The sequence below is a fragment of the Nitrosopumilus sp. genome (assembly GCF_025699125.1).
Classification (GTDB): Archaea; Thermoproteota; Nitrososphaeria; order Nitrososphaerales; family Nitrosopumilaceae; genus Nitrosopumilus.
Genome location: NZ_JAILWC010000003.1, coordinates 39,930 through 66,788, shown reverse-complemented (window position 1 = coordinate 66,788; position 26,859 = coordinate 39,930). Strand labels below are relative to the sequence as shown.

Genomic DNA, 26,859 nt, shown 5'->3' with positions numbered 1-26,859 from the left:
TCTACTTAATCTTCCCAACGAACTTTGGTAGCAATGTTTTTGGCAATTAAGGCTTGAGCATTTTCATATGGAATTGTTGCAATATCTTCAGGTTTGAAAGGACCATATTTTTCAAGATCTGCTCCAACAATTTCATCTACTTCGTTGAGAAATCTAATAACAATTTTTTTGGTCTTGTGGTTTTGAGCTAAGGATTCAAGAAATTTTGATTTCCCATGAATCGTCGCAGAAATTATCATTTCTACTCTTTCTTTTTGTTCCTCCTTAGAATCTAAAATGAATTTTTCTTCATCCAAAAGATATCCAATTTCTATTTCAGAAGAGTGTAAAATTTTATCCAATCTGATGTTTATCAATAATGATGATAGTTCAGTTGTCATTTCAATCATAGCATCTTTAATTTTACTTTCTACACCATCAAATTCTTGTTTTCGTAAATTTCCTATGAAATCAGCAAGATCTCGATAAAAATTTGGATCAATTTCTAACAATGAGTCATTTTCAATTTCACGTAAAACTATATGATGTAATGAATTGATATCTATTTGATTTGATTCAGACATTTCTTACCTAATCCTTAAATGCTGGATGTATTTGTGTTTGATTGAAGTACAAAATTGCCCTATAAAGTAAGTCACGGTAAAGCAATACAAGTAACATATTCACCAGATGAAGTTTTCTCCAGAATTCAACATGAAGGTATCCAATTTATCGATTTACAATTTACCGGGTTAACAGGTCATTTTCATCATACTACAATTTCAGCAGATACGTTTACTCCTGAACAGATGAGAGACGGGTTACCAAAATTGGATGGTTCATCCATAGTAGGTTTTGCCAGTATTAATGATTCAGATCTGCTTTTAAAACCAGACCCAAATACATTTGCAATAATTCCTTGGATGACAGAAAACAAAACTGCCAGACTTCTTTGTGATATTTACTGGGGGGAAAATAGAGGAAGATTATCTAGAGATCCAAGGGGAATTTCTCAAAAAGCTGAAGAATATATCAAATCTCAGGGATTTGATTTTAGTACTTGGGGTCCAGAGGTAGAGTTCTTTGTTTTTGATAGAGTTCATTGGGATGTTCTAACTCCGTACAAAGGGCAATCCTATTCAATTGAATCAAAAGAAGCTCCATGGAGTCAAGAAGGTGACGGATACCCAATGGGGTTACAAGAAGGATACTATCCAAGTACACCATCAGATACTCTAACTCCGTATAGAAATGAATGTGTCAATATTCTTAAAAATAATTTTGGAATTTTATGTGACAATCATCATCATGAAGTTGCGACTGCTGGACAATGTGAAATTGACATAAAGTACGATTATTTAACAAATGCTGCAGATGCTGCACAATCATACAAATATGTAATTAGAAATGTTGCCCAAAAATATGGAAAAGTAGCAACAATGATGCCAAAACCAATTGCAATGGATTCCGGTTCTGGAATGCATGTGAATGTTAGTTTATGGAAAGGAAAAGAAAATGTATTTTTTGATCCTGATGATGAGATTGAATTGAGTCAGATTGGAAGATATTTTTGTGGTGGAATTATTAATCATGCAAAAGCATTATCTGCAATATGTAATCCTACAACCAACTCATATCATAGATTAGTACCCGGTTATGAAGCTCCAGCATATATCGCTTGGAGTTCAGGAAACCGTTCAGCTATTGTAAGAGTTCCAAAGCATCTAAAAGGGAAAAATTATTCCTATCTTAAAAGACTAGAATTTAGAGCTCCTGATCCTTCATCAAATCCATATCTTGTATTTGCAGCTGTTACTGCAGCTGGAATGGATGGGATTAAAAAGAAAATGGATCCAGGAGATGAAGTACGTGACGATATTTTCAAGATGACTAAATCAGATAGATCAAGAAGAGGAATAGGTGTTCTTCCAAAAAGTCTTGGAGAAGCTTTGGATGAATTAGAAAGTGATAGAAAATTCCTCAACACAATTTACACAAATGACGTAATTGATAAAATCATAGAGTTAGAAAGACGGGACCAACGCGAAATAGCTATTAGGCCACATCCACATGAATTTTATCTATACTTTGATGTTTAGATTCTTCCAGCAATTGCAATGATGTAGTATAGTGAAATTGCCATTAATGTAAAACCCGCTCCAAGAAATATTTCTCGTTTCTTTTCAGATGTAGCAGCTTTGTAGAGTAAAATTCCTCCAGCAAGACCTACAAGTAATATCAAAACTCCAATTATCACACTATCAAAACTTGTGTTAGTGATTAACGGATGGAAAAAACCTGCCAACAATGCAAAGAATGCAATAAGGTAAATGTACTTAAAACCTGTTAGGATTTTGGACGACGCTTTATTCAATATTGTTCGTAAATATTGTAATCAAATAAACTTTTGAAAAATTTTTAAAACTAATTTACATCATTCCGCCCATATCAGGCATTCCACCCATTCCAGGTGGCATTCCACCCATTCCAGGTGGCATTCCACCCATTCCAGGTGGCATTCCACCTTCTCCGCCAGGTGGACCTCCTCCAGATTTTTGAGTAGCAATCACGTCATCTATTCTAAGAATCATACAAGCAGCTTCTGAAGCTGCAGATACTATCTGAAGTTTTACTGCTAGGGGTTCAATAATATCACTAGTTTTCATATTTCCAACCTTACCTTTCATTACGTCAATTCCAGTCCATTTTTCACCCTTTTGTTGTTTTGAACGAAGGAGTGTAAGTGTATCAATTGGATCCATTCCAGCATTTTCAGCAAGTGCTAATGGAATTGATTCTAGAGCATCAGCAAATTTTTCTGCAGCTAATTGCTCTCTTCCTTCTAATGATTTTGCCCAACTTCTAAGTTTTGTTGCAGCAAATGTTTCAGGTGCACCGCCACCTGCAACGATTTCTGGCTTTAGAATAACATCTTTTACTACCATAAGAGCATCATGAACTGAACGTTCAACCTCATCTACTACTCTTTGTGAACCACCACGTAGAAGTAAGGTAACAGATTTTGGATGTTTGCATCCTTCAATGAATACCCATTTATCTTCTTCAATTTTTCGTTCTTCAACAATTTCTGCACTGCCTAGATCTTTTTCAAAGAGATCATCAAGATTTGTCACTATTCGTGCACCTGTTGCTTTTGCAAGTTTTGTAAGATCACTCTCTTTGATTCTTCTAACTGCAATAATTCCTGCTTTTGCAAGATAATGTTGTGCCATATCATCAAGTCCTTTTTGACATAACACCACATTTGCTCCAGAACCAATTACTTTGTCAACCATTGTTTTTAACATTCTATTTTCTTCATCTAGAAATGATTTTAGTTGTTGAGGATTTGAAATGTTAATTTTAGCATCAGTTTCAGTTTTATTGATTTCTAAGGCAGTGTTGATTAAAGCAATTTTAGCATCAGTTATTTTTCTTGGCATTCCACCATGAACTACTTCCTTATCAAGCACAATACCCTGAATAATCATAGAATCTTTAACAGATCCGCCTGCTTTCTTTTCTACTTTAATATCATCAATGTCAACATCATAGTTTTCACCATTCTTTTCTACAACAGCAAGTACAGATTTTACAATAATTTCTGCAAGTTGATCAGCATCTTTTCTAACAAGTTTAGTTTGCATTGACGTTTTTGCAATTTTGGTTAAAATGTTTTTGTCATTTGCAGAAATTTTGTCTGCAATACTCTCAAGATATTCCTTAGCTTTTTTTGCAGCTTTTCTGTAACCATCAACAATAATTGTTGGATGTACATCTTGATCGATTAGTGATTCTGCATGCTCAAGTAATGAACCTGCTAAAACTACTGCAGATGTTGTTCCATCTCCAACTTCATTATCTGTGGTTTTAGAAATTTCAACGAGCATTTTTGCAGCTGGATGCTGAACATCAATTTCTTTAAGGATGGTTGCCCCATCATTTGTAATAGTAACATCGCCTAAGGAATCAACTAACATTTTATCCATTCCTCTAGGACCTAAACTGGTATGAACGATTTCAGCGATAATTTTAGCTGCAGCAATATTGTTCTTTTGTGCTTCTCGACCTTTAGTTTCTGAACCACCTTCTTTTAACAATACTACCGGCATAGTGCCCTTTGAAGTAGCCTGCATACCCATAGATGCAAAAACCCCAGATTCCCCTTTTATACCTTCCAGATCAAGATGAGAAAAATTAGATTATTATCGGTGTTTTTAAATTGGGAAAATAAAGTTGCAGAATATGACCAAATCTCAAAATAGAGAAGCTTATGATAAAATTTTTACAAAATTAAAGGAACATCATAAATGGTTTGAAAATTCAATTCCATTAATAGCAAGTGAGAATATTCCAAGTCCTGCTGTACGTGAAGCAATAATTTCTGATTTTGGAAATAGATATGCTGAAGGATGGCCTGGGGAGAGAGTCTATGCAGGTTGTGTGTACATTGATGAAGTAGAGTTTGAATGTATGAAATTAGCTAAAAAATTATTCAAAGCAAAGTTTGCCGATGTAAGACCAATTTCAGGAGTAGTTGCAAATCTAGCAATATATTCTGCCTTTACTAATCCTGGTGACATAATGTTAGCACCATCTATTCCTGCTGGAGGCCATATTTCACATGGTAAAAAAGAGCATTTTGGAACTGCCGGTTTAGTTCATGGATTGGAAATTGAATTCTATCCATTTGATGCAGAAGAAATGACAATTGATGTAGATAAGACCAAACAAAAAATTATGGAGTTAAAAAAAGACAATCGTCTTCCAAAAATGGCAATGTTTGGTGGTTCACTATTCTTGTTTCCACATCCTGTCAAAGAGTTATCAGATTTTCTAAAAAGCTATGATATTCATATTAATTATGATGCAGCTCATGTAGCAGGATTAATTGCAGGTGGTAAATTCCAAGATCCATTGCGTGAAGGTGCAGATACTATGACTATGAGCACTCATAAAACATTGTTTGGGCCTCAAGGAGGTCTTGTTTTAGGTTCAGAGAAGCACGAAGAGGTTATTAAAAAAGCAACATTTCCAGGTCTTACAAGTAGTCACCATATTCATCATATGGCAGGAAAGGCAGTAACTTTTGCGGAAGCTTTAGAATTTGGAAAGGATTATGCATCTGCAGTAATAAAAAATGCAAAGTCATTAGCTGATGCACTAAATGATATGGGATTCAAAGTTTTAGGTGAAAGTAAAGGATTTACAAAATCTCATCAGGTTGCAGTTAATGTTTTAGATTATTCTGATGGCGGTAAGGTAGAAGCTGATTTAGAAAAAGCTAACATTATTGTTAATAGACAACTGATTCCAGGAGATATTAAAGCTGGACGAAATTATTTTCATCCAGGTGGAATTAGATTAGGAGTGTCTGAAATTACACGACTTGGAATGAAGAAAAATGAAATGGAGGAAATTGCATCTCTAATTAAAAATATTGTGATTGAGAAAAAGGAACCAAAGAAAATACTTTCAAAAGTTAAATCTTTCAGAAAGAATTTTCAAAAAGTTAAATTCTGTTTTGACAACAAGTTAGGTGCTTACGAATACGTTAAACTAAGATAGTTTTAGGCATAATCAGTAAGTAGTGATTGATCTCCTTTGTTTTTACCAAATACCAGTTCAATTTCATCGGATAATGCATGGATTCTTCCTCGTTGATATTCACTAACATCGTATTTTTCAACTAGTCTTTTTGCAAGCTTGAGATATTTTTCTACAGATCCCCTTGTAATTGTAGCAATCAGTTTATGACCACAAATGCATGTCTGAATAAGGGGCATTCTACGATAAGATTTGCCACATCCAGTACACCTAAAGTTTTGTCTTGCATATGCTCTAAGATTTCCCATAATATCTGGAACAAGATGTGTTGAAATTACATTTGAAACAATTTCTGAGGTATTTACAGCATCAATCAAATCTGCATTTTTAACTTGCATGTCAAATTTATCTAGCATAGAACCAAGAGTGGAGTATGCACTACGAGATTTTGATGTGGTTAGAGATGAAGTTGAATGTGTAAAGAAATAATCATAAAATTGTCTCTCAGTTTCTAGCCTTGATTTTATAATATCAACAGATGTAATGTCCGACGCTTTAAGTTGACGAAATGTGGATTCATAAAATTCTAGAGGAAATATTTTTGTAACTTCAAGATTGTGTGCCTGTGGTTGAGATTCGTGTGGCAAAACTAATGGTTGAATAAGTAATGGAGCATCCATTAATCCACCAATTCTGTCAGAAAGGAATTGTCTTGAAAAATTTAGTAAACTATCCATAAGAAGCATTATAGAATCAGCATCACCATCAGCATCTCTTCTTTTTGCTGAATGCCAGTTTGGTGTTGCAAAGCAAACATGAGTTTCAGTGTATCCGATAATACGTCCTACAATCCCAACAGAAGTGTGAGGTGCCAAACCAATAATCAGATGACCAATCAATTCTTTGGAATTATTTACATTATAAAATGGAGATACACCATAAAATTTCTGTAAAAGAGTATCAATGTATTTGCAAGTAGAAACAAGATATTTCCCACTTTCATAAGGAATTATCACATCTTGCATACGAAGTTCTATAATTTGATCTGAGTTTTCAAGAGGATTTCCATCAACGTCATGATAATATCCAAGTTGTTTTAGTTTCTCAATTGAAGTTCCAATCCAAGATGGTTTGAATTGAGTTAGGGGGGAATTTGTTGCATCAAACCTAACAGTACCGTCTTTGAAAGTTGTTAATCCAAAATTTTGTCGTGTTAATCCTTTTTCTAAAGGTTCAGCGATTTTATCTTGATTAATTAATTCTTTTACACCTTTGAATGGCTCTTTTGCACGAAGTCCCATTTTCTCTTGAGCCAAAAGCAATCTTGTCTTTAATGGAAATTCTTTATGTGAATGGGCAGGAGCTTTTCGTTTACATTTTTCACAAAACGGCTCATTCAGTACATCTCTACAATTAGTGCACCTATAGGTAATTGTTGTTTTTACACCACATTTGGAACATTTTATTCCAATTGAAGGTTCGTTACATTGATTACAAAGTCTATTGAAAATATTTGCAAAAAAGTGTTCACTTCTAGATGCTTTGAGAATATCTCTTGTAGGTCCGCCTTTATCACTTACAGGAAATAAAACATGTGTTGGTGGTTTCATTTGTCTTGCAGCTGCTTTTTCAGGTCTTCCTATTCTAACACCAACAGAAGTAGAAAATTTATTTCTGATTTGGATTCCTGATGACTTTGAAATTATTGTAGGAACAGATGAATCATCAATAATTGGTTTTTCTCTAAATAATATGTTAAAAAATATTTTTGCTTCTTGATTTTCTAAAATTATTTTTTGGTTTTCAACTATATGAGGAGTACCAAGGTTTTCAAGTATTTTTTTAGCTTTGAATGGGTATTCAATTAATGCCGCACTGACTTTTGTAGGTTCTAGAAGTACATTAAGATCTTCAGGTGAAATTTTATCCCAAAAATACAGATAGTATGGATGTAGTGGAATTTTGAAATCAAGAGAGATTTTTATCGCTTCATCGATTGAAGGTGTTTTATTTAGGAATTGTTCTAGATATGGAACGTCAGACTTTACATTTTGAATTTTTTGTTTTAATTCTTCAATCCAGAATTCTTCAACATATGCTGATGGTATTAGTTGGGCATTATTTTCAAGAAAATCTCCAAACGAAATTAGAATATCACCTAGATGTAGTATTTTTTCAATTTCATTTTTTAGTTCTAATGCATGTTTTACATCTTTAATTTTTATTACATTTCCATTATTCAAACGAACAGTTGGTGTTTCAATCGAATCAACAAATGCAACTGTAGCCCCCTTTCCTGGAATGTCAATTTTAATTTGTGTGCCAACAGCTACTGTGTGATCAAGAATTTCAGCAATCGTAGGATGAATTCCAACTGCTGCAAATCCTGTGTTACATGCTCTTCCATATCTTAATCGAAATCCGCCTAATTTGTTGGGCATTGATAATACTGATCTTCCGGTAATTACCTCACGCATTCTCTTAGCAGCAGCGTCTTCTTGATTCTCACCAGTCTGAACTGCGCCTTTAAGATCATTGAGCCATTCCCAACCATCTAAATTGTATAATTCAATTCTTTTGAGAAGTTTTTTGGATCTGCCAATTAATCCATCATTTAATACACGTAATGCGCCACCTCTAACTCTATCAGTTTTGATACGAGTCATGGACTTGTGATTTACAACTTCATAAGGATCAGTATCTACTCCATCTAGTTCTACAGGCAGATTAGATATTACATGTTCGATGTCTTCATCTAAAATATGAAATTGAAAACTGCTGGCTTCTCTTTCATAGATTCTTAATTCTTCTACAAATCTGCCTGTCTCATCATCAAATGAATTTGCTTGATATTTGGCTAATCCTGCTGCCTTCCTTACATGATCTGCAATCAGCATTGTTACAGCAGATTCAGTTCCACCAGCTGAACGCATAGGTCCTGCAATGGAAACTGAGAGATATTCTGTGCCGTCTTTGTTTTTCTTGATTTTTACTTCACTAATACCTTGTAATGGCGCAATAGTCACTCCTTCAGTTACAATTGCTAAACCAACTCTAACTGCTAGATCAAGTCTTTCCTCCATGGATGAATCAGGAAGAGTGTATTTTCCCAAGGCAATTTCTTTTGAAAGGATTAGTGCGGAAAGTTCTTTTCCATTGATTTTTAAAAGTTCTCGTAATGGATCAGCAATATCAATTTCGTGCATTTTTGCAACCCGATCTGCAAGATCAAAAGCAATTTTAGGTTCAATTATTCCTGAAGAATCAACCAAGCTAGATTTTGCCTTTGCAGCATGTTCAAAAATCGAATAAGTGTAAGTTGAAAGATTAGTATAATAATCCAGATAGTAATTTGGCATTTTAATTCCACTAATACGAGAAATTGCGTCATTTTCAGACATGATATGTGTCCTATTTGCTTCTTTGAATTACTTTTGCTATTTCTTGGAGTTTTTTGATACTTCCACCTTTTTCAAGGAATGTTCCAATGACTAAAGCATCAGCCCCCGCTTTGACTAAACTTTCGGCTGTTTTGACATCTTTAATTCCCCCACCAACAATCAAAAACCCATTAAATGCATGTCTGACAGTTTTAACCATCTCAGGAGTAACGTTTGATTTTGCTCCTGAGCCTGCTTCCAAATAAACAAACCTCATGCCAAGAAATTGAGCAGCTAATGCATATGCAGCAGCAATTTTTGGTTTTTCAAATGGAATACCTCTAGCTGCACCTATAAACCAGGCAGACGTCCCTTCTCCTATTACCAAATAGGCAGTAGGAAGTGGCTCTAAACCAAACTTTAGAACGCTTGGAGCTCCTAAGGCTTGAGCTTGAGTAATAAAGTACGGATTTTCTGAATTCATTAAAGAACTAAACAAGATTGCATCTGCATCAGGCACAACACCAGTAACATTTCCAGGAAACAGAATAATTGGAATTTTAATTCCTTTTTTTATTCCTTTGACAACTTGAGCCATCTCAATTTGATCGGTAGCTGAGGAACCACCAACCAGGATTGCTGATGCCCCTATCTTTTCAACATCTTTGGCAAGTTTGGCTGATTCATCAAGATTAGATACTTCTGAATCGATTAATACAAACAATAACGCATTTTTCTTTTTTAATTCTGATTTTAGGAACGTTTCAACTTTGTTTTTAGTCATAAAATGAATTTGTAGATGGCTCTTTAAAGTTTAATTGGAATGCAGTATACAGATTTGTATAGCTATGACAGAATTAGAAGGATCTAATTTTAACAACATTATACGTAAAATTATCAAAAAATCTCTATTTACAGAAAGACAAATTGAAATTATTTTAAATCAGAAGAATCTTTTAGAATCTGATTTTTCCATAACTAAAGGAGCCTATTATCGACAAGTTGGGCAATCTAGAGAAAAATTAATTGGATTATTCTATTCAATCATACTTTTACGTGGTTTAGGCATACTTTTGCCTGATGATATTGATGTGATATCCAAACTCTCTGAACAGATTAGTGTGATTAATGATAGTGATATTTTCCCAGAAAGAGAGGATGAAGTGATAAGTGTGATAGATAGGCTCATTCGACAGGCATGTAATATGTGATATATGTGATTATGGTGAATTGAACTTATTTGATTTTATTGTGACAAAGTGTGTGAGTTAGTTAATCTAAAGTGTGAAATAATATTGTTCAATCACGATAAATCACGTCATAGGCGTTAAAGTTGTGATGTTAGTAGAGATTCCTGAACCTGAAGTGATTTTAGGTGTGATTTTAGCGTTCATAGTTGGTTTAGGTGGATTGTATCTCTATTATAAAATTCGACCATTTATTAAAAATAAAAATGAAGTATTTGATGCATCACAATCTGAACGTCTAGAATATTATGAAAGGCAGTTAATTGATATGAAAATACGCCTAGATGCATTAGAAATACATGGAATTGAGGAAAAATCAGAAGATCCGAATATTGATCTAAAACAATTTCTAGAAAAATTAGCCAAAAGTGAAGTAAAAGAGAAATTGGTTGAGGAAAAAGTTACTCCTGAAATTGAACATGAAAAACCAGTTTCCGTGCCTAATATTCCATCTGTTGAACATTCAAATCCAACAAACTATGTGTTACAACTAATCACAAACAAAGCTATGACATCACGTGATATACAAATCACATTAAAGAGAAGCAGAGAACACACATCAAGACTTATGAAGAAATTATTTGAAGATGGTTATGTTCAAAGAAATACAGAATCAAAACCATATACTTATTCAATTACTGAAAAGGGTTTAGCAAAGGTTGAAGAAGTTCAAACCAGCCATTCTATCGCTTAAAAAATATTTCAAAGTTTTTAGGAATTTGTTTCACAATATTTTATTACTAGTCATACAAAACAGCCTTAATTTATTATAATATATTAATTATATAATTTATTAAATTATATATATTATTAAATTATAACCATATTATGTCTATACAAGATAATGAGGTTTTAGTGAAAATCACTTCTGCAGGAACAATTTCAATCCCTAAACAATTTAGAAAATATATGGATATTCAGAAAGGTGAATACGTCAAGGTAATTCTTGGTAAAGATAGGCTATTGATTAGAAAAGTAACTATTTCTTAGAAAATAATTCATGTTTTTGGCCAATTTTAATAGTTTGATAAATCCATTCTCGACCAGTTCTAGTTCTATTTACCCTACCTTTTGTAGAGAATCTTGATAAATAAGTGGAAATTATACTAAGTTTTATAGGTTCATTAAATTCATCTTCATATTTTTCAAGAATGTTTGTGGATGTAAATTTACCCATAGGGAAGAATTTATCAATAATATGCCAAATTTTTGAACCTACAGAATCCATGTTTGTTGTTTCAGATTGTTCTTCCTCAATATTCATCAAATCCATCATTTCAAATATTTTGAGAACTTTTTCTCTAGTCACATTACCTTCTAATTTAATATCATATTTTGCGCCATCTGAATCTTCCATACCAATACGAATTCGTTTGTTTGTCATCTTAGAGATTTATTGGAATAATAATTAACAGTTCAACAGATCCCAGAATATTTGTTAACTAATTAGTTTGTTAACGTTGACTGCCTAGGTCACGCCTAGCCTATTTTTTGTTATTAACAACTATCTAACAACATAACCAATTTTATGGTTATTTTTATGCCTGGAGTGGAAATAAAGGGGTATTTTGACGATATTCACATTGTTAACACCTATCTTAACGCCTGGAGTGGAAATAAAGGGGTCAAAATGGTGTTTTTTGGGTTTCTCTTAACAACTCATTAACAAAACTGTTAACTCTTTTTTAGGATTAACCCACACACCGATATTTCCACTCTATTTTTTTAAAATTTATTTTTTTTTAAGAAAATCTAAAACTAACTAAAAATAATTAATTACGAACTAAACTACAATTACTATTCTATTCTATACTCTCTTAATTTAGATATCATTATGTTAGTATTGAATGGAAATGAAGGTGTGTGAGTGTGTCTGATCCTATAGATAGAATGCTTGATGCAGCGGAATCGGGAAAATCAATTATCAAAAATAGGGATATTTTGCATTTTACCTACATTCCAAATACTATTCTTCATAGAAATTCTGAACAAGAAAAAGTTACCCAATCATTATTACCAATTCTAAAACAATCCAGACCGTCTAATCTTTTGGTTTATGGAAAACCAGGAACCGGAAAAACACTTGTAGTTAAAAAAGTACTCTCAAAAATTCAAGAAAGAGTTGAAAAATCTAATTTTCCAATTAAATTAGTATATTCAAACTCCAAAGATGAAACAACCCTTTATGGATTATTGGTAAGTTTAGGCAGACAATTAGACCTATCTGAAAAGGAATTACCATCAAGTGGATTGGCTACAAGTGAAGTTTTCAAAAGATTGCTTAATAAAATAGATGAGGGAAAATTAAATGCCATTTTTGTTATTGATGAGATTGATCATCTTGCTCAATTAGTAGCTAAAACAGGTAAGGATATTTTATATCAACTTACAAGGGCAAACGAGCGTCTAAAACAAGGGTCTCTGACCTTGGTTGGAATTTCAAATGATTTGACGTTTAAAGAAAAACTGGATCCTAGAGTAATCAGCAGTCTTGGAGAAGAAGAGATAGTATTTACAAATTATAATGTGGAACAAATTAAAAAAATACTCGAAGAAAGAATTCATGAATCCTTCATAGAGAATTCTGTTGAAGAACCAGCCCTAAATCTATGTGCAGCCTTAGCAGGAGGAGAACACGGTGATGCTAGAAGAGCAATTGATCTAATCCGTGTAGCAGGTGAGATTGCTGAGAGGCAACAATCTGAAAAAGTGACAATTGAGCATGTAAGGGAAGCCACCCAAAAAATTGAAGAAAACAAGGAAGAAACATCCCTCAAATCATACCCTCTCCATGAAAAATTGCTTATTCTAGCAATTTTGAAGGCAAACGGCTCTTCAACAGGGGAAATATATTCCTCATACAAAAATCTCTGTAAAGTAGTTGGAAGAGACGAGCTAACTCAAAGAAGAATCACACAAATGCTAAGTGAAATTGAACTATCTGGTATTATTACTGGAAGACTAATCCACCAAGGAATTCATGGAAGGACAAAAAAATACAAACTTACCATCTCATCTGAAATGATAAAAAAAACATTCAAAGATGATTTAACTTTGCAAGACATTGTCTGAATTTGAACTATAATTTTCATGGAAAACCTGAAAAGTTTTTAGATTTACCATAATAGCTATTCCTGGATTTGGAGTCATTCCAACACTGGCCTGAAAGGGTGTCTGTTTCTGCCAAGAACCGGAATTAACTAATAAAATTCCCTTGTACATATCTAATTCAGCTCTATGAACATGGCCTACATGAAAAATATCTGGAATATCTTCAATTACTAAAAGATCCTCCATCTCTGGTGCTATTGGCGTCTGACTTCCATAAATTGGACTAAGGTGTCTTGCTCTTAGAAGATGTCGCATTACATTAGTCGGTTTGTCATAACTTAGACCAGGTGTAGTCTTAACAATATCATCAATACTTTGACCATGAAACATCATGATTTTAACACCGTTTAATGATACAAAGGCTGGATTTCCAACCATTACCACATTTTCCCTTTCCCATAAGCCAGAATTGTATTTTTTTGGGATTGCTGGCTGAGGCAAAGCCCTTCTTCCAGGATCATGATTTCCCGGCATAATGATAATTTTGACATTTTTTGGAATTTTATCAATTAACTCCTCTACCTTTTTTAACTGCTCTTGAATAGTTTGACAAACTAACTCTTTGTCTTGATTAGGATAGATTCCAACACCATCTACAACATCTCCACCTATTAGGACAAAACGAATTTTTCTTGCAACTGGATCAGGACTTGATAACCAAGAAACAAATTCAGAAAACTCATCTTCCATAAAGTACTTACTTCCAATATGCAGGTCTGAAAGAAATACAGCATATGCTTCAGATTCTGATTTATTTTTAGCCTGATCAGGAATATCTGGAAGAATCAAATCTTTGATAATATAGCCTGAATTCTTTCCCAAATTGATTCTGGCCATGACAAACTGATCCATCAAAAGAGCATTTGCTGTTTTTTGTAGTTCATTATCGAAAATAATCCCTTCAAAAGAACCTGAAGGATCCTCCAAGATCAGTTTGGTGATGTTTCTTTCAGAATTTCGTGTTGAAACAAGACCGCACACGTATATATCATCATCCGATTTTGCAGTTTTCACAGAAGCTGCGGATTTTAACATTTTTGATTCTGGTCTATCAGAAATAATTCGCTTTAATTTGTTAAAACGGCTAGAAAATAACGCATTGTATCCTTTAACTCCCTCACCAGATGTTATCTTACCAGTAGGCTCGGATAATATCTTAACTTCACTTTGCAAGGTTAAATCCTCTTTTATTCCTAAATATGTCTCTAAATCATCTTGATTGATTTGGAATAATTTTTGTCTAGTTTTCTCTCTTACAATTTCTTTAATTATTTTCTCTAATTTTTTTACATCCAAATTTTCTAATATTTTAAAAGCATCCGGATGAATCTGAAATCCTTTGTTTAATGCATAGTTTAAGACAAAGGATAATTCCTTTTTCATATCAAAAAATACTATCAGGTTTAATTAAATCTGCGCTTACACCAACCCTCAAATATCGTTCATAATCAATGACAATGTGAAAAAAATTCGAACGGTCACATTTTTCATATTTTTAGCAATTTTTGCTTCTGCATATCAATTAGGTTCTATGACATCTGTTAGTGATGAAGATGCTAAAAACTTCATGTTAGAATTTGAAGAACTTGTGTTGGATATTGATGCATTTGGAATCTTTGTGCATAACACTACTATTGCATTACCCATGTTTATTCCTGGATTTGGAGTGGCTTGGGGAATTTTCTCTGCTTGGTCTACAGGCTTTGCTTTTGCCGCTATTGTTACTACTGCCCCCATTCTAGCTGACGTTCCTCCACTTGCAATCTTGTTTTTATCTCCATTCGGATTGATGGAACTTACTGCATACTCTATAGGAATTTCCAGAAGTTTCATTTTGATTAAAGCAATTACTAAAAAAGTCAATCTGACTCAATTTATCAAACCAACACTTTTCGAAGTTGGAATTGTTATAGCTCTTCTTTTGGCAGGAGGCTATCTTGAATTTTACATGTTAGAATTAGCCCAACAAGAAGGTTTTGAGATGCCTGGCTTTTAATTTTCGATATTATCCATGGTTTTGCCTAATCAGTCTAAAATAATTTAATAGCAAATTATAAACCAAATTAGATGAGAAATTAATCATGAAAGCAGCTATATCTCTACTAGTATTACTTGCTGTTTCATCAGGATATTTCATCAATGAGTCATATGCTGAGGTTTCTCAGAATCAACCATATCTTTTAGAAGGTTCTGGATTCGCTGTAACTGAAGAATCAATCAAAATATCAGAAATTGATCTAGGGTTATCTTCTCAAAAGCAAAGTGGAAGCACAATTAATTTTGTAACGGAAGATGGATTTATCACATTAGATGATGAAGAGTTTACAATTTCTAAATTAGATGGAAAATTCTTACGTGAAGGCCAATATATTAGAATTAATGGAAATGTAGAAAGTTCTAGGGGATTAGATACTTCGATAAGCTTCTTTGGAAGATTAGTTGAAGAAAGCAAGGATGCATCTGTTTATGGTTTTACTGGAAGAATTACGACCTCTGATGATAGTTACAAAGTACTTTATACAACAAAACTATCTAAACTATCTAAAATCACACCAGTTTCTACAGAGTTAAAATCAACTGATCTAACTATTCGTATTCTTAAAGGTTCAGCTGGACTAAAATCAACTGATGATGTTATTCCTGGAATTAATCCCACAGATAGTTCTAATATTAGTCTGAGGTTCTTTTCTCATGATAGAATTTCAGTACAACCAGGTACAACTATAACTATTGTAAATGATGATGTTGTATCGCATAGTATTCAAAGTGGAAAAGAAAATTATGGTTCTCGTTATGATAGATATACAGCAGATGGTAGAATATCCACAGGAGAAATTTTGCCTGGCAAATCAGTTTCTATTACATTTAATGATGCAGGATTCTATAGATTGTATGATCCTGATTATCAATGGATGGGAATTGTAGCATATGTTTTTCCAAGTTCTGATAGTTTAGTTTTAGGTCAAGGCAAAAACTCGGGAAATTAATTTTTCCACTGCCATTTGTAATTCATGTATGAGTCCAAACTCGTTTGATTAAATACCATTACTGATAAATCTGAAAATTCTTTCCCCTCCAAATCTTTTACAGTTCCTACAAAACTTGTCTCGTTTTCAGTTGTTATTGCCTCATAAACATGAACCTTAATTTTACTAGTATCAAAATTATTTACTCGAAGATAAGCTGCAATCTCTGATGGCATAAAATGTTTGTCAGGTTGTTTTGGCCATGGTCTTGGAACTAAAATTACACTAAAACCATCAATCAGTGCCTTTTGCAATTCTAACTTTTTATCATCAATTGGAGTTGTTACGTGCATTGTAATTATTTTTGATTTATCAAGAGGAACTTGAGCCCTTGATGCAGCAACCTGAATTGAACTAATACCCGGAATTATTTCCACTTTTCCAAAAATTTCTATTAACCTATCCACCACTTCTGACTCTGAAAAATTCACATCACCTGTAAATGGAATTACTAGCGTTTTATCACCGAGTTCTGGAAGAATTTTCTGATAAGATTCCTCTTGATTATTCATAGTGATTTCATAAACTTCTTTTCCTTCAGTTAAGTACTCGATAGTTTTCAGAGTGTATTTGTAGCCAATTATAACATCACAATTCTCAATAATCTCCTTTACTATCTCAGTTACATATTTTGGAGAGCCAGGTCCAACACCAACAGCAAAAATTTTTCCCAATTTTACTTTGTAAATTTCTGCCTGTCTTTAATATATTGCACAAAAGGTTTCCAATCCACCTTCATGTATTTCATGGGCTCTTTTACAGGATATTTTACCCAATCTTGAGCAATTGAATATTGAAATTTCTCTTGTTTCCCATCTTTTTCATATTCTATTAATAGTGGAGTACCCCAATCCTTTTCTTCATAACTAATATTAGAAATATTGTCAAATGATAACTCAATATTTCTCTCATCTTCTAAATCATTCATTAACTCTTTTTCATCATATCCGTCATGGCGAATCATAGTATTTTTTGATTTGATAAAATTAACCACTTGTCTTTGAGTTATGGCTTTCCACCAATTCATTTTTGATTCAGTTTTATGAATAAACATGAGATGTTTATCAGTCAAAATTAGCATTCCTTCTTTTCCACCTATTGAAAAGAATTTTTTAGATTCTCTCCAGACTGAAACTAAATGTGCCTGAATCTTTTCATCAGGTTGCATGTAGTAATTTTATTTGAGGTTGTTAAAAACTAATACAATTGGCTTTTATGTAAGCTATTTTGAAAAAAAATATTGAATAAAATATTTCTAACCATAACTTTATCTTTATTTTTAACAAGTTTTGGAAATCCAGCATTTGCCCAAACTGTAAACCTTCATGATTTTACCAATCCTACTGTCATTTTGGAAACAAATTTAGGAAAAATTGCAATTGGATTTTTTCCTGCTGACGCACCAACACATGTTGAAAATTTTATTAAATTATCTCTAAGTGGATATTATGATGGAACTCTCTTTCATAGGATAATTCCAGATTTTATGATTCAAGGTGGTGATCCAAATACAATAGATGGTGATCCAAACACTTGGGGAACAGGAGGACCTGATGAAAGAATCAACGCAGAATTTAATACAATAAAGCATAATCGTGGAATTGTTTCAATGGCAAGATCTGCTGATCCAAACAGTGCAGGTTCTCAATTTTTCATTGTCCATAAAGATTCTAACTTCCTTGATGAGCAATACACAGTATTTGGCAGATTGGTAACTGCAGAAAGTTTTGAAACACTTGATAAGATTGCAGCAGTTCAAACAGACGCCAATGACAGACCTGTAAATCCTGAAGATGTAAGAATCACTAAGGTTACAATTGTTAGCGAATCTGATATTCCAAATCTTCTTGAATTATCTGAGCCTAAACGTATACAGTCTGTTGCAACTCCCTCAACTGGTAACCAAAAATATGAAAGTATGGAACATGAAATTGCATTTAGCGTACCTGAAGGTTGGTTATTACAACAGCCTGACAAATCACAACCAAATTCTCCTGACGTAGTAGCTGTCGGACCAAAAATTGGAGAGATTAACCCAGTAATTTCTTTGACGGTACAGTTAACGAACCAAAGAAGTCTTGATGATCTCATCTCCGAAAAAATTGAAACTATAAGGCAAGCAGTTGAATCCGGAAATTTGAATGTAATTTCTCAAGAAAAGATTACCGTTCATGGAAATGAAGCATATGCAATTGATGCCGAAGGAAATTTTTCATCAGATGGACAATCATATAATGTAAAATTTAGAGAAATAATGGTTTATGGTAACGAAAAATTTTACACTCTTTCATACAGTAATGGCGTAAATGAATTTGATTCCCAACTTTCAAGATTTGAAGAAACAATTGACTCTTTTGAAATTTTATCTAATCCAAATCAAAATAATACATCACAATCAGATGAGAATCAAGAGGGTGGCGGATGCCTAATCGCTACTGCAACTTATGGTTCTGAACTTGCACCCCAAGTTCAACAATTAAGAGAACTCAGAGATAATACTATTTTATCAACTGAATCTGGTACTGCATTTATGACCAGTTTCAACCAATTCTATTATTCATTTTCACCAACTATCGCTGATTTTGAGAGGGAGAATACTGTTTTCAAGGAATTAGTAAAATTCTCCATTACTCCAATGTTGACTTCATTATCAATTCTGAATTATGTAGATGTTAATTCAGAAGAAGATATGTTGGGATATGGAATAGGAATAATTGTCATGAATTTAGGCATGTATTTCTTGGCACCCGCAATTTTTGTTTATAGTTTGAAAAGAAAGTTTCTATAAATTTCAATTTTTGTATATTCTAATTCAAAAAATTAATTAAAAATAATTTTAGATTACCAAACATCATCAAAAATAGAATGCCCCCCTTTTACGCGTAATTTTAGACGGGACTAGAAAGTATAGCTACGGGTTATTGTTTGGGATTTGCTTAAGATCTTGTTTTTGATCAATACCAATCAATGACAGTCAAAAAAGCAATCAAGATGCTTGATTGGTGGATAGACCAAAGAAAACAAGCAATGGAGCACTTCAAAAAGAATTGGAATTACAAAACCGAAGTTGAAGATGTTGCAAAAGCAATTCTAACTTATGATGAAACTGTAATTTCCAATCTGCAGAAGATCAGGGCAGAACTTGTTCCAAAATGTAAGCATCCAAAGAAAATGATAGACACACTTCCTGATGGTCAAAAGTATTGCATGAACTGCAACATGGACTTGTAAGAAAATGAGTGGTTGTGTGGGAATGGATTTTCCACTTTTGTGAGCGTGGAAAAATGAAAAATGAACATCTTTTCCCACAAATGACGGCAAAATGGTCGCAGTATGGGCACAAAGTCAGAAAAATGAAACTCTGTCATCATACCATACGTGAACCATTTTCATTTTGCAAATGGAGAAAATGGAAATGACATTGCGTGGAAAAAACAATCACTATGACATCAAGGTGCTATCAGGGTATGGATGCGGTGTTTCCATTTCAGGACAGAAACTGATCTTGAAAAATGGAATTGACGTCTTTACCAAAAAACAGGAAACCGAAAAATTCATTCCTGTAACCGTCCCATACTCTAGAATTGTGATTTGTGGCAATGATGAAATTATTTCTTGATGTGGAAAATACTGTATTCATAGCAGCCGTTGATTTTAAGCGCCTTCAACATGCTTGGTACAAAAAATATGGAATAGATCCAAATACGCAAAAAGAAGGACGTGATTATCTTGAAAAAATATTCCAAGTTAGAATTGCCATTCCTGTTCCTTCCCAAGCTTTGATTGTGGATTTTACTAAAACAATAGTACCCAATATGCCCCAAATTCTTCTTCATATGATGTCTAGATTTGGACCAACAAATCCAAGAGGAATTAAAAGAATGCTAAATAATGTAAGTTATCGCTCTTTGTTATTATCAAGCAAACATTCTGAGATTTCAGCTATATTGTGGACATTATTAGAAGAAATACTTTCAATTGATCAAGCAGTTCATTTTCATCGTATTATAAAGAAAAATCTTAATGGACTTTCATTTTACACCCAAGTTAGAGGAGATTCTAATACAATGTATGGTGAATTGAAAAGATTTTCTTCAAAATTTAGTTATCAAGAGCCTGAAGCAACAACTCTTACCGAATTTGTGACTTTGGTAGATAATTTACCTGGAGAACTGAAAATTTCATTAGACAGTATAGAAACGGATTTTGATATCTTATGTTCTGAAACTAATGAAACTATGAGATGATTTCTTGAAATTATTACAGAATTCATATATTGTGAAATTTTATGATTAAGGTTTTTTGATCTAATTAATTAACAAGTAGTGCATTTCTTGATCTGAACTAATTGGTTTATGCTGATCCACCTCACTTGTTATCATCATTCCAAAGATGGGCATTGATCTATCTACATGATAAAGAAGAAAGTAGATCAGCAATGCAAATTCTCAAAGATTGTTGCATTACTGCAATGGATGAACGTTTTGGAAAAAAAGATGTAACTGAAGGATTATACAATTTGACAAAAATGGAATTGATAAAAGTAGTTCCTAAAAATTTGAATGATATTATAGGAGCAGGATCGAAACCCGAAGGAGAATTAAGTGAAAAATTTAACATAACAGCTGATGGAATAATCTACACAAAAAAAATGCTGAAACCAATTTTGAGTTTAATAGATAATGGTAATATTGAAAAAATTGCACAGAAATTAGATCCTAAAACAGATTCATGGATTAAGAGATTAATTGATAATGCCAAAAATTTGTCTCAACAAGAAATCGTTCAAGAAATTGCAAAATATGGTTTAGGTAACATTGATGGCCTAAGTAATCTTCTTGAAGGCCTTAGAAATATTAAATTCTAAACTTTCTAGTCCCGTCTAAATTTACGCGTAAAAGGGGGGCATTCTATTTTTACCAAACATCATCTACTTCATCCAAAACCTTGTATTCTTTTTCTGGCTCACGTCTCATGAATTTCAATCTGGAGATATCTCTATCAAAGAAAACATCTGCTGTCCAATCAAGAAATACTCTGAAACGCTTATCCCATGTAGGTATTTTTGACAAGTAAACATTTCTCCAGAGAAGCCATGCAACAATACCGTGAATATTCATTCCCAAAAACGAGGCAATTCCTGTTCTTTTCCCAATTATTGCCATCTGCCCTTTTGATTCATAAACAAATTTCGTTTTTTCTTTATTTTTAATCAAAGAATAAAGATTTTTTGCAGCAACTTTTGCTTGAGCTTCTGCAATTTGAGCAGTAGGTGCAAAAGGTCTTTGAGTTTTAGGATCTAAAAATAATGCACAATCACCTATTGCAAAAACCCCTGGAAAGTCGACCACTTCTAAATTATCATCAACGATAATTTTTCCCTTGTCTGTTTTGAATAGTGATCTTTTGATTGTATTAACTGGAGTAACACCGGCAGTCCAAATTACGGTTTTTGATTGAATTGAACTTACCATTGAATCATCAATTGCATCTTTATCAATATCTGATCTCTTAATCATCACTTCATCTCCATTAAAACTCGTAACAGCTGTTTGAAGCTTAATCTCGATTCCACGCCCAGATAATTTTTCTTGGGCAAACTTTGCAAGACTTTCACTGAAACCAGGTAAAATATTTTGCAGTGCTTCTAAAACAATTACGCGAATATCCTCTCGTTTGATATTTGGATAATATTTTCTCACATCCAAAAGAAAATCCATCAATTCTCCTGCAGTTTCTATTCCTGCAAAACCTCCGCCTACAATCACAAATGTTAGAAAACTTTTCTTTAAAATTGGGTTAGTTTCATTTTCAGCCTGCTCTAACATATCAATAATCCTATTTCTTACAAGAACTGCATCATTGAGTGTCTTCATCTGGTAAGCATTCTTTTCAAGATCACTCATTCCAAAAAAATTGGTTTCACTTCCTAATGCAACAACTAAAAAATCGTAATGAATCGAAATTCCTCTTTTATCTCTACTTCCCCATAAATTGACAATCTTTCCATACGGATCAATATTTTTGACTCTGCCTTCATAAAAAACCGCTTTTTTAGTAATTGTTCTAATTGGCATTACAATATGTCTAGTTTCAATCATCCCAGATGCTACCTGTGGCAACATTGGAGTAAATAATAAGAAATTATCCTCACTAACTAAAACAATCTCAATTTCTAAATCATTCTTAAAAAATTTCTCTAATTTTATAGTACATTCTAAACCTGCAAAACCTCCACCTAAAACAACAATTTTTTTCTTATTTCTAGCCATTTACCTGTACCCATAAAATTACTGAATATATCCTATGAGATAACATCAAAAATGGGTATTACTTATTAACAAAAATTTTTAGGCTCTCATTATATCCGAATGTAAAATATCATAAGCCCTTGAAGCATCTTTTTCATTTAGAATAACGATGATGCTATCTTGACTAAAAAATGCATTTACAAGCTCAATTCCATTTGTATGTAATACCTCCGCAACATAAGAGACAACATCTGACTGATTTTGAGCATTAGGAATTGAAATTCTAATCTTTGCAAGCCCAGTACTGAACATATCTTCCCTACTTGGGACATTATTGAAAATTTGTCGGATATCCTCCAAGTCTTCAGTAAGAAATCTAAAAGAATCAGATAACCTAAAAAATTCGTAATTATTAGTAATCTTGGAGAATTTATCCAAAATAGCCATAGGATCCATCTCACCAGATTCCTTAACTGAAAATTTGATATCCATAATTCCATCAGTTAATGCCAACCGAGCATTTTTCAAAACTGATCCATCTTTTACCTCATCTTTAGACTCAAATGAATCTGCATATCGCTTTATTGCAACTACTACAGTATTGAGATTAACAGAATTTCCTAGTATTTTTTCAATCTCTGGTTGAATCTTTACTGCTAATGCTGTGTAGTTTATCAGATCCATTTTCATACAATCATAAATCGATCGATTTCTAGTAATTATCTCCCTTACAATCTCTGGTATGGACATGCTGGCCACTCTCATTAAAGATTATTATATTATGTCAATTATAATAGGATTATGTAAGAAATCAAGAAAATTACAATAATCTTTATATAATGTCATATACATTACATAGTATAGGTGAATATGACAATGTTCTTTGATAGTGAATTTGATAGAATCTTCAAGAGAATGTCAAACTCTTTTTTTAACATAGATGACATTTTTGAGGAATTCAAGGGTAATGGTTCTACCACTGGTCCATATTGTTATGGATACACAATGACTGTTGGTCCAGATGGAAAACCTGTTGTAAAGGAATATGGAAATGTCAAACCAGGACTTCTTCCAACTTCTGATACACGAGAACCAGTAGTCGATACAATAGTCGATGAAAAAGAAAAAGTAGTAAAACTCATAGCTGAGATGCCAGGAGTTGAAAAAACTGATGTCAAAGTTGTTGTTGAAAACAAGATTGTAGAACTTTCTGCAGAACATGACAAAAAGAAATATCATGTTAAAGTTCCAGTACAACAAAAAATTGATGAAAACTCTGCAAAGGCTTCTTACAAAAACGGAGTTTTACAAATAGTCTTCAAGTTAATTGAAGAAGAAAAACCAAAAGGCAAAACGGTGGAGGTTGAATAAACCTCCCATAATTTTTGAGGTAAAAATATGAGTGAAATTATTTTAAGAATAGATGAAATTCCACAACAACATGTAAGGATGGGTAGAGCAATTGTTGATCCTAAAATTATTGAGGATCAGAAATGGAATACAGGGCAAATATTAGAATTAACATATAACAAAAAAACCCATGTAAAATTATGGCCAGGTTCAACTGAAGAATATGGCACAGGAATTATCAAAATAGATGGAATTACAAGACAAAATATTGGAGCAGCTATTGGAGATAAAATCTCTATAAAACCTGTTGAAGCATTTAATGCTGAACAAATTACATTATCTCCAACTGAAAAATTACAAATTGATGAAGAACAATTACATTATTTCATGATAAATTCATTCCAAAACCATGTATTTACTGTACATGATTCAATTCAACTACCAACTTCAATGGGTGGAAAAATACAATTTGTTGTAACCAATACAAAACCATCAAAACCAGTTATTGTTACAGAAGAAACTATCTTCAAGCTTGGTGCAATGACAAAAGCGATTGATGCATCTGTTCCAAGAATAACATATGATGAACTTGGAGGATTAAAACGTGAAGTTCTAAAAATTCGTGAGATGGTTGAACTTCCAATGAGACATCCAGAATTGTTTGAGAAAATAGGTGTTGATGCACCAAAAGGTGTGTTATTGTATGGACCTCCAGGTACGGGAAAGACTCTTCTTGCAAAAGCAGTTGCAGGTGAAACTAATGCCCACTTTATCTCTCTTAGCGGCCCTGAAATTATGGGAAAACATTATGGAGAAAGTGAAGAGAGAATTAGAGAAATATTTACACAAGCTGAAGAAAATGCTCCAAGTATTATCTTCATTGATGAAATTGATTCAATTGCACCAAAAAGAGATGAAGTATCTGGCGAACTTGAGAAGAGAATAGTCTCACAATTGTTAACATTAATGGATGGGATGAAATCTAGAGGAAAAGTTGTAGTAATTGCTGCTACTAATAGACCTGATTCAATTGATCCTGCACTTAGAAGACCTGGAAGATTTGACAGAGAAATTGAAATTGGAATTCCTGATGAAGAAGGAAGATTTGACATTCTATCAATTCATACACGTGGAATGCCAATTGATGAAAAAGTTGATCTTAAAGAAATTTCAAAGACCACACATGGATTTGTAGGCGCTGATTTAGAAGTGTTAGCCAAGGAAGCTGCAATGATATCTCTACGCAAAATTCTTGATATTGAAAAAGTTGATCTAAGTGAGGAAAAAATATCTACAGAAATTCTTCAGAAAATAAAGATTACTCGAGATGATTTCCAAGATGCATTAAAAGAAGTCAGACCAAGTGCACTGCGAGAAGTTCAAGTTCAAACTCCTAATGTTAGTTGGGATGATGTAGGAGGTCTTGATGAATTAAAAGAAGAATTACGTGAAGCAGTTGAATGGCCTATGAAATACAAAGAAGCTTATGATTATGTAAATGTAGAAAGTCCAAAGGGAATTTTACTTCACGGTCCGCCTGGAACTGGTAAAACATTGATAGCAAAAGCACTTGCCAAAATGACAGAATCTAACTTTATCAGTATCAAGGGTCCTGAATTACTTTCAAAATGGGTCGGAGAATCTGAAAAGGGAGTTAGAGAAATTTTCAGAAAAGCACGACAAGCAGCTCCCTGTATCATCTTTTTAGATGAAGTAGATGCACTTGTACCAAGACGAGGAAGTGGAGATTCAGGCTCACATGTAACTGAAAATGTGGTATCTCAAATTTTAACTGAAATTGATGGACTAGAAGAATTACACAATGTTTTGATTATTGGTGCAACAAATCGGTTAGATATAGTTGATGAAGCATTACTAAGACCAGGAAGATTTGATAGAATCATCGAAGTTCCAAACCCTGATTCAAAAGGAAGACAACACATCTTTGAGATTCATACCAAAAAGAAACCACTTTCAAATGATGTTAACATTGGAAAACTAGTAGAGTTAACAGATGGTTTTAGCGGTGCAGAAATTGCAGCAGTAGCAAATAGAGCAGCTATTACTGCTTTAAAGAGATTTGTTAGTGGAAAATCTAAAAATGTCAAAGACATCAAAATAACACAAGAAGATATGATTGATTCAATTGATAAGGTAAAGCCTCAAAAAAAGGAGGCTCCTATCCCTCAATCCATAAAATAGTCTAAATACTAAGGAGGATGACACAAATCAATGAAGCTATATCTTGACTTTAATCCATGCCAAGAATGCAATACAATGATGGCAGAGTTAAGTAGTCCTGAGATGTTATTTGCTGATGAAAAAACTAGAGCAGATGAATCAGCGAAATTTCTTAGGCATTTAACATATAACCACAATGAAGTAGTTCAAGCAGTAATGGAAGATCTTCCTAAACAAAAGAAAGATCAAGAACCTGATTTCTACAAATAACTTTCTTTTTCATTCTTAGAAATCAGTAATCATATTCATATACAAAATTATTCTAATTTGTATGTGGAAAAATGAAACCTGGTTTAATCTTTAGCTTGACTTTGATTATTTTGACAAGCATTCCATTTGTCTTTGCAATCAATACAGAGCAAGAACCAGAACCTCCAGAAATTCCAGAACCTTCTCCAGAACCCGAACCAATTAGAATGCCAGAACCCGCACCCGCACCAGCACCATTTCCAGAAGAAACAGAGTCAGAAAAAATAAAAAGACTAACTGAAGAAAATAATAAACTAAAACAAGAAAATACCAATCTTCGAGGAGAGATATCATCTCTAAAAAATGAAAATATGAGATTACAAGATATGATTTCAGAATTAAATGAAACTATTACAAGTCTTAAAGAAATTACAATGGAACAAGTACGTGTCATAATTGATTTGGCGAACAGACTAAAAGATGTATTATTTGAAAAAATATTTTATCCTACAATTAACTTGTAGGATTTTTTTGAATG

General features: G+C 33.2%; 28 protein-coding genes. 17 read left to right on the top strand and 11 right to left on the bottom strand.

Annotated features, from left to right (window positions below):
• Nucleotides 1–5: 5 nt before the first annotated feature.
• Nucleotides 6–563, bottom strand: coding sequence for a hypothetical protein (locus K5783_RS07840; RefSeq protein WP_297473533.1), 558 nt, complete (start codon nucleotides 561–563; stop codon nucleotides 6–8).
• Nucleotides 564–617: 54 nt separating this feature from the next.
• Here K5783_RS07840 and glnA point away from each other — a divergent pair, with 54 nt between their 5' ends.
• Nucleotides 618–2,078, top strand: a complete 1,461-nt coding sequence (gene glnA, locus K5783_RS07835; RefSeq protein WP_297473531.1) for a type I glutamate--ammonia ligase — start codon at nucleotides 618–620, stop codon at nucleotides 2,076–2,078.
• Here glnA and K5783_RS07830 read toward each other — a convergent pair.
• Entirely contained in the window at nucleotides 2,075–2,353 is a 279-nt protein-coding gene (locus K5783_RS07830; RefSeq protein ID WP_297473529.1) for a hypothetical protein, read from the bottom strand. The two genes, glnA and K5783_RS07830, sit on opposite strands and share 4 nt — an antisense overlap.
• Before the next feature lie 55 nt (nucleotides 2,354–2,408).
• Nucleotides 2,409–4,121 (bottom strand): thermosome subunit beta, encoded by a 1,713-nt coding sequence (thsB, locus tag K5783_RS07825; RefSeq protein WP_297473528.1) that lies wholly within the window; start codon nucleotides 4,119–4,121, stop codon nucleotides 2,409–2,411.
• A 103-nt stretch (nucleotides 4,122–4,224) separates the two neighbouring features.
• Between thsB and K5783_RS07820 the strand changes: the two genes are divergently transcribed.
• Complete coding sequence (locus K5783_RS07820) at nucleotides 4,225–5,547, top strand: serine hydroxymethyltransferase (RefSeq protein ID WP_297473527.1); 1,323 nt, start codon at nucleotides 4,225–4,227, stop codon at nucleotides 5,545–5,547.
• 2 nt (nucleotides 5,548–5,549) lie between these two features.
• Here the strand turns inward: K5783_RS07820 and K5783_RS07815 are convergent, their stop codons facing one another.
• Both K5783_RS07815 and K5783_RS07810 read right to left on the bottom strand, forming a co-directional pair.
• On the bottom strand, nucleotides 5,550–8,927 hold the full coding sequence (locus K5783_RS07815; RefSeq protein WP_297473526.1) for a DNA polymerase II large subunit: 3,378 nt from the start codon (nucleotides 8,925–8,927) through the stop codon (nucleotides 5,550–5,552).
• 10 nt (nucleotides 8,928–8,937) lie between these two features.
• Complete coding sequence (locus K5783_RS07810; protein WP_297473524.1) at nucleotides 8,938–9,690, bottom strand: geranylgeranylglyceryl/heptaprenylglyceryl phosphate synthase; 753 nt, start codon at nucleotides 9,688–9,690, stop codon at nucleotides 8,938–8,940.
• 64 nt (nucleotides 9,691–9,754) lie between these two features.
• On the opposite strand from K5783_RS07810, the gene K5783_RS07805 reads away from it, so the two are divergent.
• From K5783_RS07805 to K5783_RS07795, 3 genes are all read left to right on the top strand, one after another.
• A complete protein-coding gene (locus K5783_RS07805) occupies nucleotides 9,755–10,117 on the top strand; it encodes a hypothetical protein (protein ID WP_297473523.1) in 363 nt (120 codons plus the stop codon).
• Between the two features lie 127 nt (nucleotides 10,118–10,244).
• Nucleotides 10,245–10,847, top strand: a complete 603-nt coding sequence (locus K5783_RS07800) for a winged helix DNA-binding protein (RefSeq protein WP_297473521.1) — start codon at nucleotides 10,245–10,247, stop codon at nucleotides 10,845–10,847.
• A 134-nt stretch (nucleotides 10,848–10,981) separates the two neighbouring features.
• Nucleotides 10,982–11,143, top strand: coding sequence for an AbrB/MazE/SpoVT family DNA-binding domain-containing protein (locus K5783_RS07795; RefSeq protein ID WP_297473519.1), 162 nt, complete (start codon nucleotides 10,982–10,984; stop codon nucleotides 11,141–11,143).
• Here the strand turns inward: K5783_RS07795 and K5783_RS07790 are convergent.
• Nucleotides 11,133–11,537 (bottom strand): hypothetical protein, encoded by a 405-nt coding sequence (locus K5783_RS07790; protein WP_297473517.1) that lies wholly within the window; start codon nucleotides 11,535–11,537, stop codon nucleotides 11,133–11,135. The genes K5783_RS07795 and K5783_RS07790 overlap by 11 nt on opposite strands.
• Nucleotides 11,538–12,022: 485 nt before the next feature.
• Between K5783_RS07790 and K5783_RS07785 the strand changes: the two genes are divergently transcribed.
• Entirely contained in the window at nucleotides 12,023–13,225 is a 1,203-nt protein-coding gene (locus K5783_RS07785; RefSeq protein WP_297473515.1) for an AAA family ATPase, read from the top strand.
• Here K5783_RS07785 and K5783_RS07780 read toward each other — a convergent pair.
• On the bottom strand, nucleotides 13,202–14,647 hold the full coding sequence (locus tag K5783_RS07780) for a DNA-directed DNA polymerase II small subunit (RefSeq protein ID WP_297473513.1): 1,446 nt from the start codon (nucleotides 14,645–14,647) through the stop codon (nucleotides 13,202–13,204). The genes K5783_RS07785 and K5783_RS07780 overlap by 24 nt on opposite strands.
• A gap of 76 nt (nucleotides 14,648–14,723) precedes the next feature.
• Here K5783_RS07780 and K5783_RS07775 point away from each other — a divergent pair, with 76 nt between their 5' ends.
• Both K5783_RS07775 and K5783_RS07770 read left to right on the top strand, forming a co-directional pair.
• Nucleotides 14,724–15,260 (top strand): stage II sporulation protein M, encoded by a 537-nt coding sequence (locus tag K5783_RS07775; protein ID WP_297473512.1) that lies wholly within the window; start codon nucleotides 14,724–14,726, stop codon nucleotides 15,258–15,260.
• A gap of 85 nt (nucleotides 15,261–15,345) precedes the next feature.
• Nucleotides 15,346–16,251 (top strand): plastocyanin/azurin family copper-binding protein, encoded by a 906-nt coding sequence (locus tag K5783_RS07770; protein ID WP_297473510.1) that lies wholly within the window; start codon nucleotides 15,346–15,348, stop codon nucleotides 16,249–16,251.
• On the opposite strand, the gene cbiE is transcribed toward K5783_RS07770, so the two are convergent.
• Together cbiE and K5783_RS07760 are read right to left on the bottom strand one after the other, a co-directional pair.
• Nucleotides 16,248–16,964 carry a precorrin-6y C5,15-methyltransferase (decarboxylating) subunit CbiE gene (gene cbiE / locus K5783_RS07765; RefSeq protein WP_297473509.1) on the bottom strand — a complete coding sequence of 239 codons (717 nt, stop codon included), beginning with the start codon at nucleotides 16,962–16,964 and terminating at the stop codon, nucleotides 16,248–16,250. The two genes, K5783_RS07770 and cbiE, sit on opposite strands and share 4 nt — an antisense overlap.
• Before the next feature lie 2 nt (nucleotides 16,965–16,966).
• Nucleotides 16,967–17,458, bottom strand: a complete 492-nt coding sequence (locus K5783_RS07760) for a hypothetical protein (protein WP_297473506.1) — start codon at nucleotides 17,456–17,458, stop codon at nucleotides 16,967–16,969.
• Nucleotides 17,459–17,530: 72 nt separating this feature from the next.
• Between K5783_RS07760 and K5783_RS07755 the strand changes: the two genes are divergently transcribed.
• From K5783_RS07755 to K5783_RS07735, 5 genes are all read left to right on the top strand, one after another.
• Complete coding sequence (locus K5783_RS07755) at nucleotides 17,531–19,078, top strand: peptidylprolyl isomerase (RefSeq protein ID WP_297473505.1); 1,548 nt, start codon at nucleotides 17,531–17,533, stop codon at nucleotides 19,076–19,078.
• 179 nt (nucleotides 19,079–19,257) lie between these two features.
• Complete coding sequence (locus K5783_RS07750) at nucleotides 19,258–19,521, top strand: hypothetical protein (protein ID WP_297473503.1); 264 nt, start codon at nucleotides 19,258–19,260, stop codon at nucleotides 19,519–19,521.
• A 184-nt stretch (nucleotides 19,522–19,705) separates the two neighbouring features.
• On the top strand, nucleotides 19,706–19,909 hold the full coding sequence (locus tag K5783_RS07745) for a hypothetical protein (RefSeq protein WP_297473502.1): 204 nt from the start codon (nucleotides 19,706–19,708) through the stop codon (nucleotides 19,907–19,909).
• On the top strand, nucleotides 19,890–20,537 hold the full coding sequence (locus tag K5783_RS07740) for a P-loop NTPase fold protein (protein ID WP_297473500.1): 648 nt from the start codon (nucleotides 19,890–19,892) through the stop codon (nucleotides 20,535–20,537). Before K5783_RS07745 ends, K5783_RS07740 begins: the two co-directional genes overlap by 20 nt.
• Before the next feature lie 101 nt (nucleotides 20,538–20,638).
• Complete coding sequence (locus tag K5783_RS07735; RefSeq protein WP_297473499.1) at nucleotides 20,639–21,157, top strand: hypothetical protein; 519 nt, start codon at nucleotides 20,639–20,641, stop codon at nucleotides 21,155–21,157.
• 49 nt (nucleotides 21,158–21,206) lie between these two features.
• Here K5783_RS07735 and K5783_RS07730 read toward each other — a convergent pair whose 3' ends face one another.
• Both K5783_RS07730 and K5783_RS07725 read right to left on the bottom strand, forming a co-directional pair.
• On the bottom strand, nucleotides 21,207–22,562 hold the full coding sequence (locus K5783_RS07730; protein WP_297473497.1) for an NAD(P)/FAD-dependent oxidoreductase: 1,356 nt from the start codon (nucleotides 22,560–22,562) through the stop codon (nucleotides 21,207–21,209).
• Nucleotides 22,563–22,640: 78 nt separating this feature from the next.
• Entirely contained in the window at nucleotides 22,641–23,291 is a 651-nt protein-coding gene (locus K5783_RS07725; protein ID WP_297473495.1) for an ACT domain-containing protein, read from the bottom strand.
• A gap of 120 nt (nucleotides 23,292–23,411) precedes the next feature.
• On the opposite strand from K5783_RS07725, the gene hsp20 reads away from it, so the two are divergent.
• The 4 genes from hsp20 (at nucleotide 23,412) to K5783_RS07705 (ending at nucleotide 26,845) form a co-directional block, all read left to right on the top strand.
• The gene (gene hsp20, locus K5783_RS07720; RefSeq protein WP_297473494.1) at nucleotides 23,412–23,912 is read left to right on the top strand and encodes an archaeal heat shock protein Hsp20; all 501 of its coding nucleotides are present in this window, start codon (nucleotides 23,412–23,414) and stop codon (nucleotides 23,910–23,912) included.
• A 27-nt stretch (nucleotides 23,913–23,939) separates the two neighbouring features.
• Nucleotides 23,940–26,093 (top strand): CDC48 family AAA ATPase, encoded by a 2,154-nt coding sequence (locus K5783_RS07715; protein ID WP_297473492.1) that lies wholly within the window; start codon nucleotides 23,940–23,942, stop codon nucleotides 26,091–26,093.
• Between the two features lie 30 nt (nucleotides 26,094–26,123).
• Nucleotides 26,124–26,342, top strand: a complete 219-nt coding sequence (locus K5783_RS07710) for a hypothetical protein (protein WP_048114480.1) — start codon at nucleotides 26,124–26,126, stop codon at nucleotides 26,340–26,342.
• 71 nt (nucleotides 26,343–26,413) lie between these two features.
• On the top strand, nucleotides 26,414–26,845 hold the full coding sequence (locus tag K5783_RS07705) for a hypothetical protein (RefSeq protein ID WP_297473487.1): 432 nt from the start codon (nucleotides 26,414–26,416) through the stop codon (nucleotides 26,843–26,845).
• The last annotated feature ends 14 nt before the right edge of the window (nucleotides 26,846–26,859 follow it).

What these genes read in the sequence shown, in the direction of transcription:
- K5783_RS07795 (WP_297473519.1), top strand. Translation starts at nt 10,982, where the DNA reads ATGTCTATACAAGATAATGAGGTTTTAGTGAAAATCACTTCTGCAGGA.
- K5783_RS07730 (WP_297473497.1), bottom strand. Translation starts at nt 22,562, where the DNA reads ATGGCTAGAAATAAGAAAAAAATTGTTGTTTTAGGTGGAGGTTTTGCA.
- K5783_RS07705 (WP_297473487.1), top strand. Translation starts at nt 26,414, where the DNA reads ATGAAACCTGGTTTAATCTTTAGCTTGACTTTGATTATTTTGACAAGC.
- K5783_RS07820 (WP_297473527.1), top strand. Translation starts at nt 4,225, where the DNA reads ATGACCAAATCTCAAAATAGAGAAGCTTATGATAAAATTTTTACAAAA.
- K5783_RS07805 (WP_297473523.1), top strand. Translation starts at nt 9,755, where the DNA reads ATGACAGAATTAGAAGGATCTAATTTTAACAACATTATACGTAAAATT.
- K5783_RS07840 (WP_297473533.1), bottom strand. Translation starts at nt 563, where the DNA reads ATGTCTGAATCAAATCAAATAGATATCAATTCATTACATCATATAGTT.
- K5783_RS07725 (WP_297473495.1), bottom strand. Translation starts at nt 23,291, where the DNA reads ATGTCCATACCAGAGATTGTAAGGGAGATAATTACTAGAAATCGATCG.
- K5783_RS07750 (WP_297473503.1), top strand. Translation starts at nt 19,258, where the DNA reads ATGACAGTCAAAAAAGCAATCAAGATGCTTGATTGGTGGATAGACCAA.
- K5783_RS07740 (WP_297473500.1), top strand. Translation starts at nt 19,890, where the DNA reads ATGATGAAATTATTTCTTGATGTGGAAAATACTGTATTCATAGCAGCC.
- hsp20 (WP_297473494.1), top strand. Translation starts at nt 23,412, where the DNA reads ATGACAATGTTCTTTGATAGTGAATTTGATAGAATCTTCAAGAGAATG.
- K5783_RS07745 (WP_297473502.1), top strand. Translation starts at nt 19,706, where the DNA reads ATGACATTGCGTGGAAAAAACAATCACTATGACATCAAGGTGCTATCA.
- K5783_RS07780 (WP_297473513.1), bottom strand. Translation starts at nt 14,647, where the DNA reads ATGAAAAAGGAATTATCCTTTGTCTTAAACTATGCATTAAACAAAGGA.
- K5783_RS07815 (WP_297473526.1), bottom strand. Translation starts at nt 8,927, where the DNA reads ATGTCTGAAAATGACGCAATTTCTCGTATTAGTGGAATTAAAATGCCA.
- K5783_RS07800 (WP_297473521.1), top strand. Translation starts at nt 10,245, where the DNA reads ATGTTAGTAGAGATTCCTGAACCTGAAGTGATTTTAGGTGTGATTTTA.
- K5783_RS07710 (WP_048114480.1), top strand. Translation starts at nt 26,124, where the DNA reads ATGAAGCTATATCTTGACTTTAATCCATGCCAAGAATGCAATACAATG.
- K5783_RS07760 (WP_297473506.1), bottom strand. Translation starts at nt 17,458, where the DNA reads ATGCAACCTGATGAAAAGATTCAGGCACATTTAGTTTCAGTCTGGAGA.
- K5783_RS07810 (WP_297473524.1), bottom strand. Translation starts at nt 9,690, where the DNA reads ATGACTAAAAACAAAGTTGAAACGTTCCTAAAATCAGAATTAAAAAAG.
- thsB (WP_297473528.1), bottom strand. Translation starts at nt 4,121, where the DNA reads ATGGGTATGCAGGCTACTTCAAAGGGCACTATGCCGGTAGTATTGTTA.
- K5783_RS07715 (WP_297473492.1), top strand. Translation starts at nt 23,940, where the DNA reads ATGAGTGAAATTATTTTAAGAATAGATGAAATTCCACAACAACATGTA.
- K5783_RS07770 (WP_297473510.1), top strand. Translation starts at nt 15,346, where the DNA reads ATGAAAGCAGCTATATCTCTACTAGTATTACTTGCTGTTTCATCAGGA.
- K5783_RS07790 (WP_297473517.1), bottom strand. Translation starts at nt 11,537, where the DNA reads ATGACAAACAAACGAATTCGTATTGGTATGGAAGATTCAGATGGCGCA.